The organism is Nocardiopsis oceani, assembly GCF_054777395.1.
Genome location: NZ_BAAHAR010000005.1, coordinates 24511 through 40239 on the forward strand (window position 1 = coordinate 24511; position 15729 = coordinate 40239).

Genomic DNA, 15729 nt, shown 5'->3' on the forward strand with positions numbered 1-15729 from the left:
CCCCCCGGAACCTCAGTGCTCCCGACCCACCCCGAGTTGGGTCCCCGAACTGGGCCCAACCTACATGGGAACGAAGGCGCGTGGGATGTTTTCTGCACTTTCGCGAAGGTCCCCACCCACGTACGGCGGGAATTCGACTACGGAGAGTTCCGGTGCACAGCTCCGGTCAATCACAGGAGCTGTCACGGAGAGTACGCGCGAGCGTGGCGAGTTGTCGAACCCCGCCGCCTCCGAGCGGGGTGAGCACGTGTTCCCGGAGCCGTTCGAGATGTCTGGCCCTGGCCACCTCGATGAAGGCGAGCCCCTGTTCGGTGAGGGTCGCGTAGACGACTCTGCGGTCGCTGGCACAGTTGTGCCGCTCCAGGTAGCCCTCCCTCTCCAAACGGTCGGCCAGCTTGGTGAAACCGCCCGTACTGAGACTCACCTCGCGGGCCAGGGAGCTCATCGGCAACTGGTAGCCGGGGGTGCGCTGGAGGCGGATGAGCACCTCGAACCACGGGCCCGCCATGTCACGGCCGTCCGGAGTGATCCCGCTCAGCAGCTTCGGCTGTATCGCGTTCATCGCCTCCGCCACCAGGCCCCACGCGGTGATCAGGTCGTCGTCGCTCGGCCCGGCGCCCCGCTGCGAGCCCGGTTCGGCTTCGGTCGGCTGTACCGTCATGCGCTTCCCCCTGTCGTGCCACCGGGGAGGCCGACCGCAACCTCACACCGGAGAAGTATCTTCCTAGTAAATATTACTCCAGAATAGCAATCCGAGACAGAGTTTTCCTAGGAAAATAAATAACCCACCGGCGCGACGTTCGCCACCGGCGGGTCCTACAGGGTCCGTTTCGGGTGTGGAGCCCGGCTCTCCGGGCTCCCACCCTCAATGACGGGCCATCACCGCGTCCAGAGCCGCCGACAGTGTGGAAGCAAGGTGGTCGATCTGCTCCCAGGTGACGATCAGAGGCGGTGAGACGAGCAGGGCCTTGGGTACGGGGCGGACGATGACCCCGCGGGTCCGCGCCTCCGCGAAGACCTCAGCGGTGGTGATCCCCCGGTCCACGAGCGCCTCCTCCGTGAGTTCAACGGCGCCCATCACCCCCGTACCGGATCGGACCTCCGCTACCAGCGGGTGGTCGGCCAGGCCGCGGAGCGCGACGTCCAGGTGGGTCTCCACCTCACGGGAGACGGTGAACAGGTCTTCACGCTCCAGGATGTCCAGGTTGGCCATGGCCGCCGCGCAGGCGGTCGGGTGCCCGGCGTAGGTGGTGCCGTGCAGGAACGGGTTTCCCGACTCGTTCCAGAACGGGTCCGCCACCGGACCGCTGACCACGACGCCGCCGAGCGGCAGGTAACCGCTGGAGACGCCCTTGGCGAAGACGATCATGTCCGCGTTCACACCGAAGCGCTCGATCCCGAACCAGTTCCCCATCCGGGCGAAGCCGCAGATCACGCTGTCCACGATGAACAGCACCCCGTACTTCTGGCAGATCCGCGCCACGTCCGTGAAGTAGTGCTCCGGCGGGATGAAAACGCCGCCGGCGCCGATGACCGGTTCGGCGAAGTAGGCGGCCACCCGCTCCGGCCCGACCCGCAGGATCTCGGCCTCCAGTGCTGCTGCCGAGTCGTGCGGGACCACGGAGGTCTCCTCGATGAGCTTGCCGTAGCCGGTACGGAAGCGCTCCATCCCGATGATGCTCGTGCCGAACCCGTTGAGGCCGTGGTAACCACCGGTCCGGCTGATGAGGTGGGTGCGTTCGGGCTGCCCCTTCACCGACCAGTACCGCCGCGCCAGCTTGGCCGCGGTGTCGATCGACTCCCCGCCCCCGGAGGTGAGGATGACCCTCGCGTCCTCGACCGGCGCGTGCTGCGCCAGCCGCTCGCTGAGCTCCATGGCCGGGACGTTGGCGAAGTCACCGTAGACGGTGTAGGCCTCCAGGGTGCTCATCTGCCGGTGGACTGCGTCGGCGATCTCGGCACGGCCGTGGCCGACGTTGCAGTACCAGAGGCTTGCGGTGCCGTCGAGGTAACGATCGCCGAACCGGTCCCAGAGCCACGCGCCCTCGGCGCTGGCCACCACGAACTCCGGGCCCTTGGCCACGGCGTTCATATCGCAGAAGGTATGCCAGAGACGGCTGGGCTCCCGGTGTTCCCTGGGAGTGAGCGCGGACGAGACAACCGTTTCGGTCATATGGCGACCTCCGAGCCGTGACATGCGCGAGAGTGCGCAGCGGAAAACGGATCTGACCCCTTACCCGGGCGCCCAGGTTGTGGCAGGTGATTGCAGGCTAAGCGGGGAGACCGCCCCACAGCAAGAGCCAAAACGAGCTTTCATGCCCCGAAACCCAAACTTCATTCCGGCTACCCTCGGCAAACAGCCCCAAAACCCCTACTGCGCAGGAAAAACAGCCCTATAATTTTTTTGAGATCGGGCCTCGCCTGTCAGCCGTTTCGCAACACACCGGGCCTCCTGGATCCCCTCTGCACGAGGCGCCCGGCACCGTGGAACACACTCAAGCACACGAAGGCGGGGCGGGTCTCCCCTTCCGGAGGACCCGCCCCGCCTCAGCGTGTTAACGGTGTGTATCCTGAGGTCAGCCGCGAAGTACGGCGCCCGTGCGCTCGGTGGCCAGAGCAACGGCCGCGTCGCGCGCGGCACCGGCCTCTTCAGCAGTCAGCGTCCGGTCGGCGGCGCGGAACCGCAGGGCGAAGGCGACGGACTTGCGGCCCTCGCCCACCTGCTCACCGGTGTAGACGTCGAAGAGGCGCACGCTCTCCAGGAGCTCGCCCGCGCCCTCGGCCAAGGCGGCGCTGACCGCCCCGACCGGCACTGACTCGTCGACGGCCAAGGCCACGTCCTGGGTCGCCACCGGGTAGGTGGACACCTCGGGGGCCGTGCTCTCGGTACGGGCCCGCTCGACCAGGTCGAGGTCGATTTCCATGGCCGCACCGCGCTCGGGCAGGCCGTACGCCTTGATCGTGCGCGGGTGCAGCTCACCGGCGTGACCGATGAGCGTGCGCTCACCCGATACCCGGGCGTACAGTGCGGCGCAGCGGCCGGGGTGCCACGGTTCCCGCTTGTCGGCCTCGACCTCCAGCTCCACACCGGCCACACGAGCGATGTCCCGGGCGGCCTGGATCGCGTCGGCCCACGAGGCCGGTCGACCCTTCCCCCACCAGCCGTCCCGCTCAGCGTCGCCGGCGAGCACGACGGCCGCTCGGCGCGGTTGCCGGGGCAGGGCGGCCTCGATTTGGGCGAGTTCCTCGGTGCTGGGCCCGCGGTCGACCGGCAGGAGCGGCGCACGGCCGGCACCGGGCTTGGGCAGGTAGACCAGACCGGCCTCGAACAGCGCCACGTCGGTGGCGCCGCGGCCCACGTTGCGAGCCAGGGCCTTGAACAGGCCCGGCAGCAGCGTGGTGCGCAGCAGCGGCTCCTCGTCGTTGAGCGGGTTGGCCAGCCTCAGGGTGCTCCTGCGCCGGTCGTCCGCCGTGAGCTGGAGGCCGTCGAGGTCGCGCTCGCTGAGGAACGGGAAGCTCAGCACCTCGTTGTACCCGGTGTCAGCCAGGATCCGCCCGACCGCGCGCCGCAGGCGCTGGCCGGAGGTCAGCCCCCGTCCGGAGCCCCGGGGCCGGATCGAGGGGATGTTCTCGTACCCCTCGAAGCGGATGATCTCCTCGGCGAGGTCGTTGGGGTCGGTGAGATCGGGCCGCCAGGTGGGCGGCGTGACCCGCAGAACGTCCCCGTCGGCCTCGACCGCGCAGCCGACGGCGCGCAGCCACCGCTCGCTGGTGCCCTCGGGGTAGCCGACCCCGGCCACATCGCCCGCGTGCGACGCCGTGACAGCGATGGGTTCCCGCGGAGCGGACTCGTCGACGACCGTGTAGGCCGTGTCCACCGAGGCGCCGCCGAGCTCGGCCAGCAGCTCGACCGCGCGGGTGGCCGCGGCCAGCTGCTCCGCGGCGTCGATGCCGCGCTCGAACCGGCGGGAGGCCTCCGAGGACAGCTGGTGCCGACGGGAGGCGCGCGCGATGCTCATGGCGTCGAAGTGCGCGGCCTCGACCAAAACCTGCGTGGAGGACAGCCCGATCTCGGTGTGCAGCCCACCCATGACCCCGGCGATCGCCTGGGCCCCGGAGTCGTCGGCGATGACGATGTCGTCGGTGTCCAGGGAGCGCTGGACGTGGTCCAGGGTCTCCAGCTTCTCCCCCGCCTCGGCCTGGCGGACGCGGATCGTGCCGTTGACCTTCTCGCGATCCCAGGCGTGCAGGGGCTGGCCGAGTTCGAGCATCACGTAGTTGGTGACGTCGACCGCCAGGGAGATGGGGCGGATCCCGCTCTGGTGCAGGCGGCGCTTCATCCACAGCGGCGTGGGGGCCTCCGGGTCGAAGCCCGTGGCGCCGCGCAACACCAGGCGGTCGCAGCGCTTGGGGTCCTCTACGGTGCCCGGGTGGCCGGGCCCGGTCGGCGCGGGGACGTCGATCCGGGCGGGGTCGCGGAACTCCGCGCCGTACAGCGCGGCGGTGTCGCGCGCCACGCCCCGCATCGACAGGGCGTAGCCCCGGTCCGGGGTGACGGCGATGTCGAGGACGTCCTCGCGCAGACCGAGTGCCTCGACGGCGTCGGCACCGACCTCGCCGAAGCCCTCGGGCAGCACCACGATGCCGCTGTGGTCCTCCCACAGGCCCAGTTCGGTGGCCGAGCAGATCATGCCCGCCGACATCTTCCCGTAAGTCTTGCGGGCACCGATCCGGAAACCCCCGGGCAGCTCGGCGCCGGGCAGGACGACGATGACGAGGTCGCCCTCGGAGAAGTTCCGGGCTCCGCAGACGATCTCCTGCGGCTCACCGGTCCCGTTAGCCCGGTCCACGTCCACCTTGCAGTAGCGGATGGGCTTCTTGAAGCCGGCGAGCTCCTCGATCTCCAGTACACGGCCGAAGACGACGGGCCCGGTCAGGTCGGAGCCGAGCTCGTCGACGGTCTCGACCTCCAGACCGGCGAGGGTCAGGCGGGAGGCGAGGTCACGGGCGGAGACGTCGGTCGGCAGGTCGACGTACTCACGCAGCCAGGTCAGGGGGACGCGCATCAGTTCTCACTCCCGAAGGCCGAGGTGAAGCGGATGTCGCCCTCGACCATGTCGTGCATGTCGCGCACACCGTGCGCGAACATCAGTGTCCGTTCGATTCCGAGGCCGAAGGCCCAGCCGCTGTAGACCTGCGGGTCCACCCCCGCGGCCGTGAGCACGCGCGGGTTGACCACGCCGCAGCCGCCGATCTCGATCCACCCCTCGCTGGAGCAGGTGCGGCAGGGCTCGTCCGGGTTGCCCACGGACGTGCCACGGCACACGAAGCACTCCATGTCCACCTCGGCGGACGGCTCGGTGAACGGGAAGTAGGAGGCCCGGAACCGGGTCCGCAGGCCCGCACCGAAGACGGACTCGACGAAGGCGTCGATGGCGCCGCGCAGGTGCGCCAGGGTGATGCCCTTGTCGACGACCAGGCCCTCCAGCTGGTGGAAGACCGGACTGTGCGTGGCGTCCAGCTCGTCTGTGCGGAAGGTCTTTCCGGGCGCGACCACGTAGACCGGCAGTTCCCGCGAGAGCAGCGCGCGGACCTGGACCGGTGAGGTGTGGGTGCGCATGACCAGGCCGGCCTCGCCCCCCTCAGGGCCCTCCACGAAGAAGGTGTCCTGCATAGTGCGGGCCGGGTGGTCGGGCTGGAAGTTGAGGGCGTCGAAGTTGAACCACTCCGCCTCGACCTCCGGCCCTTCGGCAACCTCGAAGCCCATGCCGACGAAGACGTCGGTCATGCGCTCGGCGACGGTGGTCAGGGGGTGGCGGGAACCACGGGGCGTGCGGTCCCAGGGGAGGGTGACGTCGACGCGCTCCTCGACCAGGACGCGCTCGTCGCGCTCGGCTTCCAGGGTTTCCTGGCGCGCCTTGAGCGCCTGCCCGACGTCGCGCCGGGCGCCGCCGACGCGCTTTCCGGCGTCGGCCTTGGCGGCCGGGGGCAGCGCGCCGATCTCCCGGTTGGCCAGGGCCAGCGGGGAGCGGTCGGAGGCGTGCGCGAGCCGGACCTCCTTGAGTTCGGCGAGGTCGGCGGCGGCCTCGATGGCGGCCAGGGCCTCCTCGCGCATACGGGCGACCTCGTCGGGGTGCAGGGGGGTCACCTCGACCGGGTCGAAGGAATTGTTCGGTGCTGACATGGTTGGTTGCCTCGCCGTCACCGCTCCCCCACGGATAAGGGGGCGGGACAGCAGTCACGGTCCGCGCGATGCGGACGAAGCCGACAGGAAAAGCACAGGCGGTTTTCGGGCAGCCCGGGAAAGGTCCGTTGCGGGGTCCGGGACATGCCGTGAAGCCCGCCGTGGAGGCCGAAGGGTCTGAGGGCTCAGACGAACTCGGGCGTCCCGGCGGGCATGGTAAATCGGAACTCGGCGCCGCCGTTGGGGGCGCGTCCGACGGTGATCGTGCCGCCGTGGGCCTCTACGAGACCCTTCACGATGAACAGTCCGAGGCCGGTCCCGCCACGGCGCTTGCTGCGCCAGAACTGGCGGAAGACGCGCGGAATGGTCTCGGGTGCAATGCCCTGGCCTTCGTCGCGCACCGACACCGCTGCTCCTCCTTCACACGGCTCGATCACAACACTGACAGTACCAGCGCCGTGCCGCAGTCCGTTTTCCACGAGGTTGACGAGGATCTGTTCGAGCTTGTCGGCGTCCAGCCACATCTGCGGGAGTTCGCCCCGCGTCTCGACTCGGAAGCGGTCCTCCGACTCGCCTGACGCGACGCGGCTGGCCACGACGCGGCGCACGGCGGTGTTGAGGTCGATCACCTGACGGCGGACCTCCAGGCGCCCGGATTCGATGCGGGAGACGTCGAGCAGGTCGTGGATGAGGCGCGTGACGCGGTCCGCGTCGGCGTTGACCGTCTCGAGCATGAACAGCTTCTGTTTGTCGGTGAGCCGTTCCCACTTGTTGAGCAAGGTGGAGGTGAAGCCCTTGACGCTGGTCAGCGGGGAACGCAGTTCGTGCGCGACCTCGGACACGAGGTCGGCCCGGGAGCGTTCGGCCCGCACGGAGGCATCTCGGAGCGTGACGACGAGGCGCACGAGCGCGCCGCCGGGCCGGGCCCGCACGTAGCGGGCCGCGACGAGGATCTCGCGGTCGTCGGGCAGGCACAGGACACGTTCGGACTGGCGGGTGCGGTCGCGGTCGCCCCCGTAGGGGTCGCTGGCCTCCCACCAGTCATGGCCGTCGAGCCCGGTCAGGGACAAGACCGCGCGGTAGTCGCGGCCCAGCGCCGACTCGACGGGGACCCCGGTGAGCTGCGCGGCCTGGAGGTTGAAGAGGACGACCCTTCCGCGGGCGTCGGCGACAACCACGCCGTCGGGCAGGTCGTCCGCGCCCAGAGAGCTGCTGCCCGGATTGGCGGAGGCGGTCTCGACGTCCCATAGGGCGGGTGCGGATCCCCGCCGAACCCCGGATCGAATGTCCGGTTCCGGCTTATGATCCGTTTCAGCGGGAATGCCGGTAGTGGGTTCAGGCCCTGGAGCGGGATCCTCCGAGGAGCGCGCTGTCGCACCTTCGGAATCCTCCGCCGGTTGGTCCACCTGCCGGCCGCTGCCCACGCCTCTCCCCGCTCCCCTCCGAAGCTCCGCGACACCAGGACTCCTGGGTCGGGATCGCTGACCGGTCGTGTCCGTCGTGCTCTCCCCTGGACACCACCGCAGATCTACCCTGCACTCCCACCTGGTACGCCTCCTGACTTGGGATATGGCGCCACCCGGGGGACGAGTCGGCGGTCACCGTGCCCGTCACCCGCGCGGAGGCCGCCCGGCATCCGTCAGCGCCGGGGCCCGCCCACCGGAGCTTCGAGCTTCGCGTACTCGTGTGGCCAAGCTTGCCGTGCCCCAGGGCCACGCGCACCCTCCTACCCGTGACGCGGGTCGCCTGGGGATGGCCTAGCGGGATGCGCATGAACCACCGTGGTGATGGCCCGACCCTACCGACACTCGGGGCCCGTGCACGTGCATTTTGGATGGTTCAGACAACCTGTTACCGCGCGTACAGACCGGCCGATCCTGCACCCCCGCTCAAGGGTAGTTCAATTACCGGCGGTGAGAATCACGACCTGGCCCAGCCACGCGTGACCGGGGCCAGGGCGGCCGTCCGGCACTGCGCTGCTGCCGCGCCGTCGTGTACGGACAGCCCCCCGCAGCCGTGGCCAAATTCAGGCTTTCGGCCCCGCCGTAGATCGTTTGACGGCGTTTTGAAATCCGCAATACCCATCAGTAGGGTGACCCCGGCATAACCGGCAAATACCCATATGAGGTCCTTGATGAAGACTTTTGCGCGCCGCCTGGCAGTGGTAATGGCGGCCGCGGTGTCAATGTCCACCATTTCCGCGGTCTCCTCCGAAGACACCGCGGAGGCGGCCAACGTGACCTTCTCCAGCGATGGAAGGCTGGCCGACGGATCCCGCCACATCCACATCGAGATCAACGGCCACAACGCGGGCCGGGTGCAGTGGAGCGCGGATCCCAAGGCCGGAGGCTGGAAGGGCGACACGCTCTATGTGTCCGACGACCGGGCTGACGGATACAGCATTTACGGCCGCGTGAACTACTCCGACGGCAGTGGCCGCGGCACCGTCGTTTCCGCTTCTACCGTCGGCCGCTCCGCCCCCTACACCGACCGCGCCACCAACAACATCGCGGAAAACACAGAAGTCACCGTCGCAGCCTACGTCTATCAGGGGACGACGCAGCAAGGACACATCTACTACAACGCCAATTCCTGACCCCCTCGGCCCGGCCCGATAGGAACGGATCCGCGGAACCGGTGTTTTTCCGTGCCCCACGGACGAACTGACGTCAGCCTGGAGGGTTACCGTCAGGTACTGCGCTGCTGCCGCGCGGTCGTGTACAGGCAGACCGCCGCGGCGGTAGCCAGATTCAGGCTTTCGGCCCCTCCGTAGATGGGAACACTGACCGCGCCGTCAGTGAGCCGGACGATCTCCTCCGGCAGCCCCCAGGCTTCGTTGCCGAAGACCCAGCCGACCGGGCCGTCCAGACCGCCGTCGTCGGCTACCTGGTGCAGATCGCGGTCGCCGCCGCCGTCGGCCGCCCAGACCCGGGCGCCGGTCCCCTGCAGGAAGTCCACCGCGCGGGAGACAGGAGCGCCCACCACCACCGGCAGGTGGAACAGGCTTCCGGCGGAGGCCCGCACGCACTTGCCGTTGTAGGGGTCCACCGAGGCGTCAGTGAAGATGACGACGTCGGCACCGGCCGCGTCGGCAGTGCGCATGACCGTTCCGGCGTTGCCGGGGTCGCGCACGTGGGAGAGGATGACGGCCAGACGCACGTCGTTCACGCTCTCCAAGGGCACGTCGACGAACTCGCAGACCGCGATGACCCCCTGCGGGGTGATGGTCTGTGCCAGTTCGGACATGACGTCGAGGCTGACCCGGTGGGTGGGCACGCCCGCTGTGTGGGCGGCGTCCATCAGGTCGATGTGCCGCTGCATGGCCTCCGCCGTGGCGTAGACCTCGACAACACCGTGGGCGGCCCCGCCATAGGGGGACCGCCCATCGCCGCCGTTGACGGCGGCCAGTGCCTCCCGCACAGCCTGCGGCCCCTCCGCGAGGAAGCGCCGCTCACGCTGACGGAAGGTGCGCTTGGCGAGCCGCCGAACCCCCTTGATCCTGGGTGACCGGACACTCGTGAACTCGTGGCTCGCCATCGCTACCTGTCTGTGTCTCTGCCTGCTAGGCCGCGGCGGAGGTGGGGAGGGCCTGCTTGGCCTTCTCCACGAGCGCGGCGAACGCGGCCTCGTCGTTGACGGCCAGCTCGGCCAGCATGCGACGGTCGACCTCGATCTCAGCCAGCTTCAGACCCTGGATGAGACGGTTGTAGGTCAGGCCGTGAGCGCGGGAGGCGGCGTTGATGCGCTGGATCCACAGGCGACGGAACTGCCCCTTCCGGTCCTTGCGGTCCCGGTAGGAGTAGGTCATCGAGTGGAGCATCTGCTCCTTGGCCTTGCGGTACAGACGCGAGCGCTGCCCGCGGTAACCACTGGCCCGGTCGAGAACGACCTTGCGCTTCTTCTTGGCGTTGAGAGCCCGCTTCACGCGTGCCACAGTGACTCCCTCGTTGGTTCTTCCGGCGCGCACGGCGCGCCGACCGGTCCGACCAGGACTGGCCCGGCGGTCCGTGTTCGCTTCAGGTGGGTGTCCTCCGGGCGCCTCAGCGCGCCGACCTGGTCGGGCGCACGGGCGGGCCGGGGAGGACGGGAAGTCTCTCTGGTGCTAGTTGCCCAGGAGCTTCTTGATGTTCTTGGTGTCAGCCGGAGAGAGCTCGGCCTCGTTGCTCAGCCTGCGCTTACGCCTCGAGGTCTTGTGCTCAAGGATGTGGTTCTTGTTGGCACGGCGGCGCATGATCTTGCCGGAACCGGTGACCTTGAAACGGTCCTTGGCTCCACTGTGGGACTTGTTCTTCGGCATGTCGCCGTCGTCTCCTACTCCGTCGGCGCGGCACCCGTACTGGACGGATACCGCGGTTGTTCCGCCGCTACGGCGGGGATCTGCGTTGCACGCCGGTGCATCACGGACCGTTCGCGCACAGCCCACCCCACCGCCCGGTTCGCATCTTCGGCGCGGCCGGGCGGTGGGGGACTTCCCCTGGCGCCCTACGCCTGGTCGCGCTCTGCACGGCGGGACTTGTCCCCCGCCGCGGCACGGGCCTCGGCCTTGTGCTCGGAACGCCGCTTGTGCGGGCCGATCACCATGACCATGTTGCGGCCGTCCTGCTTGGGCTGGGACTCGACCGCGCCAAGGTCCTGAACGTCCTCGGCCAGACGCGCCAGCAGCCGACGCCCGAGTTCGGGGCGGGACTGCTCGCGACCACGGAACATGATCGTCACCTTGACCTTGTCCCCGCTCTTGAGGAACCGAACGACGTGACCCTTCTTGGTCTCGTAGTCGTGCGGATCGATCTTCGGGCGGAGCTTGATCTCCTTGATGATCGTGTTCGACTGGTTCTTGCGCGACTCACGGGCCTTGACCGCGGACTCGTACTTGAACTTGCCGTAGTCCATCAGCCTGGCGACCGGCGGGCGCGCGGTCGGCGCGACCTCGACAAGGTCGAGGTCTGCCTCCCGTGCCAGACGCAGTGCGTCCTGCACAGAGACGATTCCGACCTGCTCACCGTCGGGTCCGACAAGTCGGACCTCGGGCACCCGGATACGGTCATTGATGCGGGGCTCGGCGCTGATGAGACCCCTCCCTAGCTTTCTCGGATTACCTGGGACCGGTCACCCACCGTATGGTGGGCGGCCTGTTCGACCGGGTCGCCCGTGCTTGTTCAGGCCACCCGCCCGCTTCGGGGTCCCACCAAAAAGCGAAAACCCCGCCAGCGTGTGCAAGCGGGGCGATCCGACCGGATGTTCACGACAGCGTGTCCGCGCGCGGCGCCGGGCAACCCGTACACGGGTGTCCGACGAACACGGGCGCGGCAGGCCCATCGTCTGACCGGAACCCACGCGGGCGAGGCCCGGTAGGTGGGAGGATCATCTCCGCTTGCGGCTCCGGTGTATCGTACACACCGGACCAAGTCGATTACGTCCAATATAGCAGGGCCCGGCGGTCGTCGAACCACCGAGGCCTCAGGGTCAGACCCCGGTCGAGGCGGAACGCCGGGCGAGCTCGGCCTCACCCGCGGCCCGCATGGCTCCAACGGGGACGTCCTCGACCCCCGTCATCAGCCTGACCTGGGCGACAGCCTGGTGCAGCAGCATCGGGAAGCCGCCGACCACGCGCCCTCCCCTGGCCGCGACGGCCTCGGCCGCCCGGGTCGGCCATGGGGCGTAGATCACGTCGAACAGGTCGGCCCGGGAGGCCGCGAGCCGGTCCGCGAGCCCGTCCGCGGCCCCCGAGGGCAGGGTGGAGACCAGCAAGTCCACGTCCAGGTAGTGGTCGGCCTCCTCCAAGGGGGCCACCACGAGGGGGTGGCCCATGCGTTCTGCCGCCGCCGAGACGTCACCCGTGCGCGCGGTGTTCCGTGCCAGAACGGTGACCGGGGAGACCGTACCCAGCTCCCGTAGGGCGGCCAGGGCGGAGGCGGCCGTGGCCCCCGCGCCGAGCACCGCCGCGCTGCGCGGGGCACCGATCCCCGCCTCGGTCAGAGCCCTGGCGATCCCGGCCACGTCCGTGTTGTGCGCGGCCCAGCCCGTGCCGCTGCGGACCAGGGTGTTGGCCCCGCCGACCGCGACAGCCAGGTCGGTGACCTCGTCCGCCAGTTCCATGGCCCGGCGCTTGAGCGGCATTGTCAGGGACAGCCCCGCCCAGTCGGCGGCCAACTCGCCGAGGAAGGGAGCGAGCCCTTCCTCCTCGCACTCGAACCGGTCGTAGGACCAGCCCTCCAGCCCCATCGCAGCATAGGCGGCGGAGTGCAGGACCGGTGAGAGGGAGTGGGCCACCGGCGAGCCCAGGACCGCGGCACGCGTCATTCGCCGCCCTCCTCGGCTCCCTCTCCGCCGCCCCAGTTCTCCTGGAAGCGCTCCTTGAGGATCTCGAACTCGTCGTGGTTGTCGGTGAACTCGGTGACGCCGTTCTCCGGGTCGGTGGCCACGAAGTACAGCCAGTCGCCTTCCTCAGGGTCAAGGGCAGCCTCGATGGCGTCCTCGCCAGGGGCCACGAACGGCCCGGGGATGAGACCGGTCTGGTGGTAGGTGTCGAACCCGCTCTCGTCCTCCTCGCAGGCGGCCAACTGGTCGTTGTCGAGCGCGATGCCGTACTCCCCGATGGCGTAGAAGCAGGTGCTGTCCATCTGGAGCGGCATGTCGATGTCCAGGCGGTTGTGGACCACCCGGGACACCTTGGCCATGTCGTCGACGTCACCGCTCTCGGCCTGGATGATGGAGGCGATCGCCATGGCCTCGTTGGGGTCGTAGCCGAGTTCGGCGGCCCGGCCCTCGAGGTCGGCCTCCTCCGCGATCTGGTCGTACTGGGTGACCATCGTCCGCAGCATGGCGATGGGCTCGGTGTCGGGCTCGAAGCTGTACGTGGCCGGGAAGAGGTATCCCTCCGGGCCTTCGGTCGCGTAGTCGGGCAGGCCGAGATCGTCCGTCTCCCCGTAGGCCTCCTGGAACTCCTCGACGGGGACGCCCGTGCTGTCGGCCAGTTCCTGGAGGATCTGGGAGCCGCGCAGGCCCTCGCGGAGGGTGACCCGGCCCCCAAGGCGGTTGTCCGAGTCGAAGAGCGCGGCGACGGCGTGCTCACCGCTCATGCCCTCGGCGAGGGAGTAAGTGCCGGGCACCAGCCCGTCGCCCTCCTCCTCGTCGGGCAGTGCGCTGAGCGCGTTGGTGAAGGAGCGGACGCTGGCCACCACGCCCTCGTCGACGAGGCTCTGGGCGACGGCGGTGCCGCTCTGGCCCTCTTCGATGGTGACGACGACCTCGCCCTCCCCCTCGCCGTCGAAGTCCGGAGGGAACACGAAGGTGCGCATGACGCCGAAGCCGCCGCCGGCGACCACCAGCATCAGGACCAAGGCGAGCAGGATCATCGGGCCCTTGCGCTTGCGCTTCTTGGACCTTCCCCCCGAGCGGCGGGCGGCCTGCGCGGCCTTCGCCTTCTTGGCCCGCTTGCGGTTGGCGCGGCTGTTGCCGTAGGCGGCCGCGATGTCCTCGAGCCGCTCTTCCTCGTAGTCGTCCTCGTCTTCACCGTCCCCTTCGGAGCCCTCGTCGACGGTGTCCTCGACCTCGGGCTCCGGCTCGGGCTCGGGTTCGGCACGACGGCTGCGTCGACGGCTGCGTCGGCCCACGGGCTCGTCGTCCTCGGGAAGCGCGAACGCTCCGCTGCCAGCGGCCCCCTCCTCCGGCAGACCCGCGGGAGCAGCGGCGAAGGCCCCGGTGTCACGGGGCTCGTCCTCGGCAGCGCGGCGAGCCCGGCGACGGCCGCGGCGACCGCCCGGCTCCTCCTGCTCCGGGGCCGCGAAGGAGCCCGTGTCGCGGGCGGCCTCCGCCTCCGCCTGCTTCGCACGCTTGCGCCGGGCCCGGCGGCCCTTGGGCTCGTCGTCGGGAGTGTCGGCGAGGAAGGCGGGTGTGGGCTCACCGAGGTCATCGCCCCAGAAGGGCGACCGCGCCTGCTCGGGCTCCTCGGCGCGCGCACGCCGGGGCCTGCGCGGCGGTTCTTCAGGAGGCACCGCGTCGACGGGACCGTGCCCGGGGCCTCCCCGGTCCCCGGGGTCGGCGGGTCCGCCGGGAGAGCCGCCCAAGTCGGCCAAGGCGGCGAGGGCGTCCTGGGTCGGGTCCTCCGCGGGGCGCTGGTGGCTCCCGGTGTCCGACGGGAATCCCGGCTCGTAACCCTGGTCTCCGCCGCCGCGGGCGGCCCGGCTGCCACGCACGGCGTCGACGACTCCGAAGCGTCGGGGCGGTGCCGTCGGCTGCTCGCCGCTCCACGGGGCCTCATCCTCGGGCGGCTGCGCCCTGCGACGGCGCCCGGGCTGGGGCCTGGGCTGGGGATCGGACGGGTAGAGCTCGCTGTAGTCCCCCGCCGCCGGGGAGGCGTACCGGGGTGTGCGGAACTCACCGGAGGAGGGCCCGGTGTGCCGGAACCCGCCGCTGGCCGAAGGGTCGGCCCAGTGGTCCGTCGGCGGTTCCGGACGAGCCCGGCGGCCACGCGAAGGCGGCTGCGCGGGCAGGGGGTCGGTCAGCGGATCGTAGTCGTCACCACCTCCACGGCGGGCGCGTCCACGGTAGGGATTAGCGGGGTAGTCATCCCTGTCAGTCATGAATCTCCCTGGCTGGCACGGACGATCTCGCCCGGGGGATGGCCTGTTGACCGTTCCTGGTCCAAGGCACTCTGCAAGAGCACGGTGGCCGCCGCCTGGTCAATGACGGAGCGGCGGGCCCGACCGCCCTTGGCGCCCTTCTTCCCGAAGGAGGCGCCGGAGAGCAGCTGACCCTGGGCGGTCACCGTAGTGAGTCGTTCGTCCACGAGCCTGACGGGGACGGGGTCAAGGTGTCGGGCCAACGTGTTCGCGAACTCGCGAGCGGACCGGGCCGCCGGTCCCTCTTGGCCGGACAGTGAAGCAGGGTAACCCACAACGACCTCGCGGGCCTCCTTCTCCACGACGAGGAGGGCGATGCGCTGGACATCGCCCTTCCCACGCGCGACCGTCTCGACGGGGCTTGCGAGCATACCGCTCGGGTCGCTCGCGGCGACCCCGATACGCGCGTTGCCCGGGTCTACCGCCAGGCGTGCACCTTGCCTCACGAGGACGCCTCCCCGGGGGTGGGGTCGGTGCTCAGGCGAGCTGTGCCGTCGACGGCACAGCACCGCTGCTGGGAAATCCTCAACACGGTGGTCCTGTTCATCTGCGGGATCGCGGGACTGGCCGCGCAGGCAGCCTGGGGAATCGGCTGCAACGCGCCACAGTATGCCCGATTCGATGGCGATGCGCAGCCGCACCCCTGGTAGTCGCCCTCTGAACCACTCCGACCGGACTCAGTGCCTCACGTCGGGCTGTAACGGCGGGGTCCGGGGCGAACACGTACCGTCTGAGTGTAAGTCACGGAGGTTACGACCTGGGGCAGGCAGGGTTTCGTCCGTTTCGTCCACCCGCGTCACCGGACCACCCCAGTCACCGGAACGTCCGGCCACGGCACCGCGGCTGAAGCCCAGTTCGCGACCGCGGGACAGAAGCGGTAGCCACGCGGTAGCGGAGCCTTCCCAGGCGGTCGGGAGGCACCGA

General features: G+C 69.8%; 13 protein-coding genes. 1 reads left to right on the forward strand and 12 read right to left on the reverse strand.

Annotated features, from left to right (window positions below; translation table 11 throughout):
* Nucleotides 1-166: 166 nt before the first annotated feature.
* From ACYVDG_RS03830 to ACYVDG_RS03850, 5 genes are all read right to left on the reverse strand, one after another.
* Nucleotides 167-661, reverse strand: coding sequence for a MarR family winged helix-turn-helix transcriptional regulator (locus ACYVDG_RS03830; RefSeq protein WP_460746866.1), 495 nt, complete (start codon nucleotides 659-661; stop codon nucleotides 167-169).
* Nucleotides 662-865: 204 nt separating this feature from the next.
* On the reverse strand, nucleotides 866-2092 hold the full coding sequence (locus tag ACYVDG_RS03835; protein WP_460746999.1) for an aminotransferase family protein: 1227 nt from the start codon (nucleotides 2090-2092) through the stop codon (nucleotides 866-868).
* A 484-nt stretch (nucleotides 2093-2576) separates the two neighbouring features.
* Nucleotides 2577-5066 (reverse strand): phenylalanine--tRNA ligase subunit beta, encoded by a 2490-nt coding sequence (gene pheT, locus ACYVDG_RS03840; protein WP_460746867.1) that lies wholly within the window; start codon nucleotides 5064-5066, stop codon nucleotides 2577-2579.
* Nucleotides 5066-6184 (reverse strand): phenylalanine--tRNA ligase subunit alpha, encoded by a 1119-nt coding sequence (pheS, locus tag ACYVDG_RS03845; RefSeq protein ID WP_460746868.1) that lies wholly within the window; start codon nucleotides 6182-6184, stop codon nucleotides 5066-5068. The genes pheT and pheS overlap by 1 nt, the downstream gene beginning before the upstream one ends.
* A gap of 185 nt (nucleotides 6185-6369) precedes the next feature.
* Nucleotides 6370-7608, reverse strand: a complete 1239-nt coding sequence (locus ACYVDG_RS03850; RefSeq protein ID WP_460746870.1) for a sensor histidine kinase — start codon at nucleotides 7606-7608, stop codon at nucleotides 6370-6372.
* Between the two features lie 710 nt (nucleotides 7609-8318).
* On the opposite strand from ACYVDG_RS03850, the gene ACYVDG_RS03855 reads away from it, so the two are divergent.
* Entirely contained in the window at nucleotides 8319-8780 is a 462-nt protein-coding gene (locus tag ACYVDG_RS03855) for a hypothetical protein (RefSeq protein WP_460746871.1), read from the forward strand.
* A 92-nt stretch (nucleotides 8781-8872) separates the two neighbouring features.
* Here the strand turns inward: ACYVDG_RS03855 and ACYVDG_RS03860 are convergent, their stop codons facing one another.
* From ACYVDG_RS03860 to ruvX, 7 genes are all read right to left on the reverse strand, one after another.
* Complete coding sequence (locus tag ACYVDG_RS03860; RefSeq protein WP_460746872.1) at nucleotides 8873-9721, reverse strand: TrmH family RNA methyltransferase; 849 nt, start codon at nucleotides 9719-9721, stop codon at nucleotides 8873-8875.
* A gap of 25 nt (nucleotides 9722-9746) precedes the next feature.
* Nucleotides 9747-10118 carry a 50S ribosomal protein L20 gene (rplT, locus tag ACYVDG_RS03865; RefSeq protein ID WP_191273595.1) on the reverse strand — a complete coding sequence of 124 codons (372 nt, stop codon included), beginning with the start codon at nucleotides 10116-10118 and terminating at the stop codon, nucleotides 9747-9749.
* A 168-nt stretch (nucleotides 10119-10286) separates the two neighbouring features.
* Nucleotides 10287-10481, reverse strand: coding sequence for a 50S ribosomal protein L35 (rpmI, locus tag ACYVDG_RS03870; RefSeq protein WP_460746874.1), 195 nt, complete (start codon nucleotides 10479-10481; stop codon nucleotides 10287-10289).
* Nucleotides 10482-10666: 185 nt separating this feature from the next.
* On the reverse strand, nucleotides 10667-11251 hold the full coding sequence (gene infC / locus ACYVDG_RS03875) for a translation initiation factor IF-3 (RefSeq protein ID WP_460747000.1): 585 nt from the start codon (nucleotides 11249-11251) through the stop codon (nucleotides 10667-10669).
* Nucleotides 11252-11647: 396 nt separating this feature from the next.
* A complete protein-coding gene (locus ACYVDG_RS03880) occupies nucleotides 11648-12484 on the reverse strand; it encodes a shikimate dehydrogenase (RefSeq protein WP_460746876.1) in 837 nt (278 codons plus the stop codon).
* Nucleotides 12481-14766, reverse strand: a complete 2286-nt coding sequence (gene mltG / locus ACYVDG_RS03885) for an endolytic transglycosylase MltG (RefSeq protein ID WP_460746878.1) — start codon at nucleotides 14764-14766, stop codon at nucleotides 12481-12483. The genes ACYVDG_RS03880 and mltG overlap by 4 nt, the downstream gene beginning before the upstream one ends.
* Nucleotides 14763-15251, reverse strand: a complete 489-nt coding sequence (ruvX, locus tag ACYVDG_RS03890; protein WP_460746879.1) for a Holliday junction resolvase RuvX — start codon at nucleotides 15249-15251, stop codon at nucleotides 14763-14765. Before ruvX ends, mltG begins: the two co-directional genes overlap by 4 nt.
* Nucleotides 15252-15729: the final 478 nt, after the last annotated feature.

What these genes read in the sequence shown, in the direction of transcription:
- ACYVDG_RS03830 (WP_460746866.1), bottom strand. Translation starts at nt 661, where the DNA reads ATGACGGTACAGCCGACCGAAGCCGAACCGGGCTCGCAGCGGGGCGCC.
- ACYVDG_RS03860 (WP_460746872.1), bottom strand. Translation starts at nt 9,721, where the DNA reads ATGGCGAGCCACGAGTTCACGAGTGTCCGGTCACCCAGGATCAAGGGG.
- ACYVDG_RS03855 (WP_460746871.1), top strand. Translation starts at nt 8,319, where the DNA reads ATGAAGACTTTTGCGCGCCGCCTGGCAGTGGTAATGGCGGCCGCGGTG.
- pheS (WP_460746868.1), bottom strand. Translation starts at nt 6,184, where the DNA reads ATGTCAGCACCGAACAATTCCTTCGACCCGGTCGAGGTGACCCCCCTG.
- pheT (WP_460746867.1), bottom strand. Translation starts at nt 5,066, where the DNA reads ATGCGCGTCCCCCTGACCTGGCTGCGTGAGTACGTCGACCTGCCGACC.
- ACYVDG_RS03880 (WP_460746876.1), bottom strand. Translation starts at nt 12,484, where the DNA reads ATGACGCGTGCCGCGGTCCTGGGCTCGCCGGTGGCCCACTCCCTCTCA.
- mltG (WP_460746878.1), bottom strand. Translation starts at nt 14,766, where the DNA reads ATGACTGACAGGGATGACTACCCCGCTAATCCCTACCGTGGACGCGCC.
- rpmI (WP_460746874.1), bottom strand. Translation starts at nt 10,481, where the DNA reads ATGCCGAAGAACAAGTCCCACAGTGGAGCCAAGGACCGTTTCAAGGTC.
- ACYVDG_RS03835 (WP_460746999.1), bottom strand. Translation starts at nt 2,092, where the DNA reads ATGAACGCCGTGGCCAAGGGCCCGGAGTTCGTGGTGGCCAGCGCCGAG.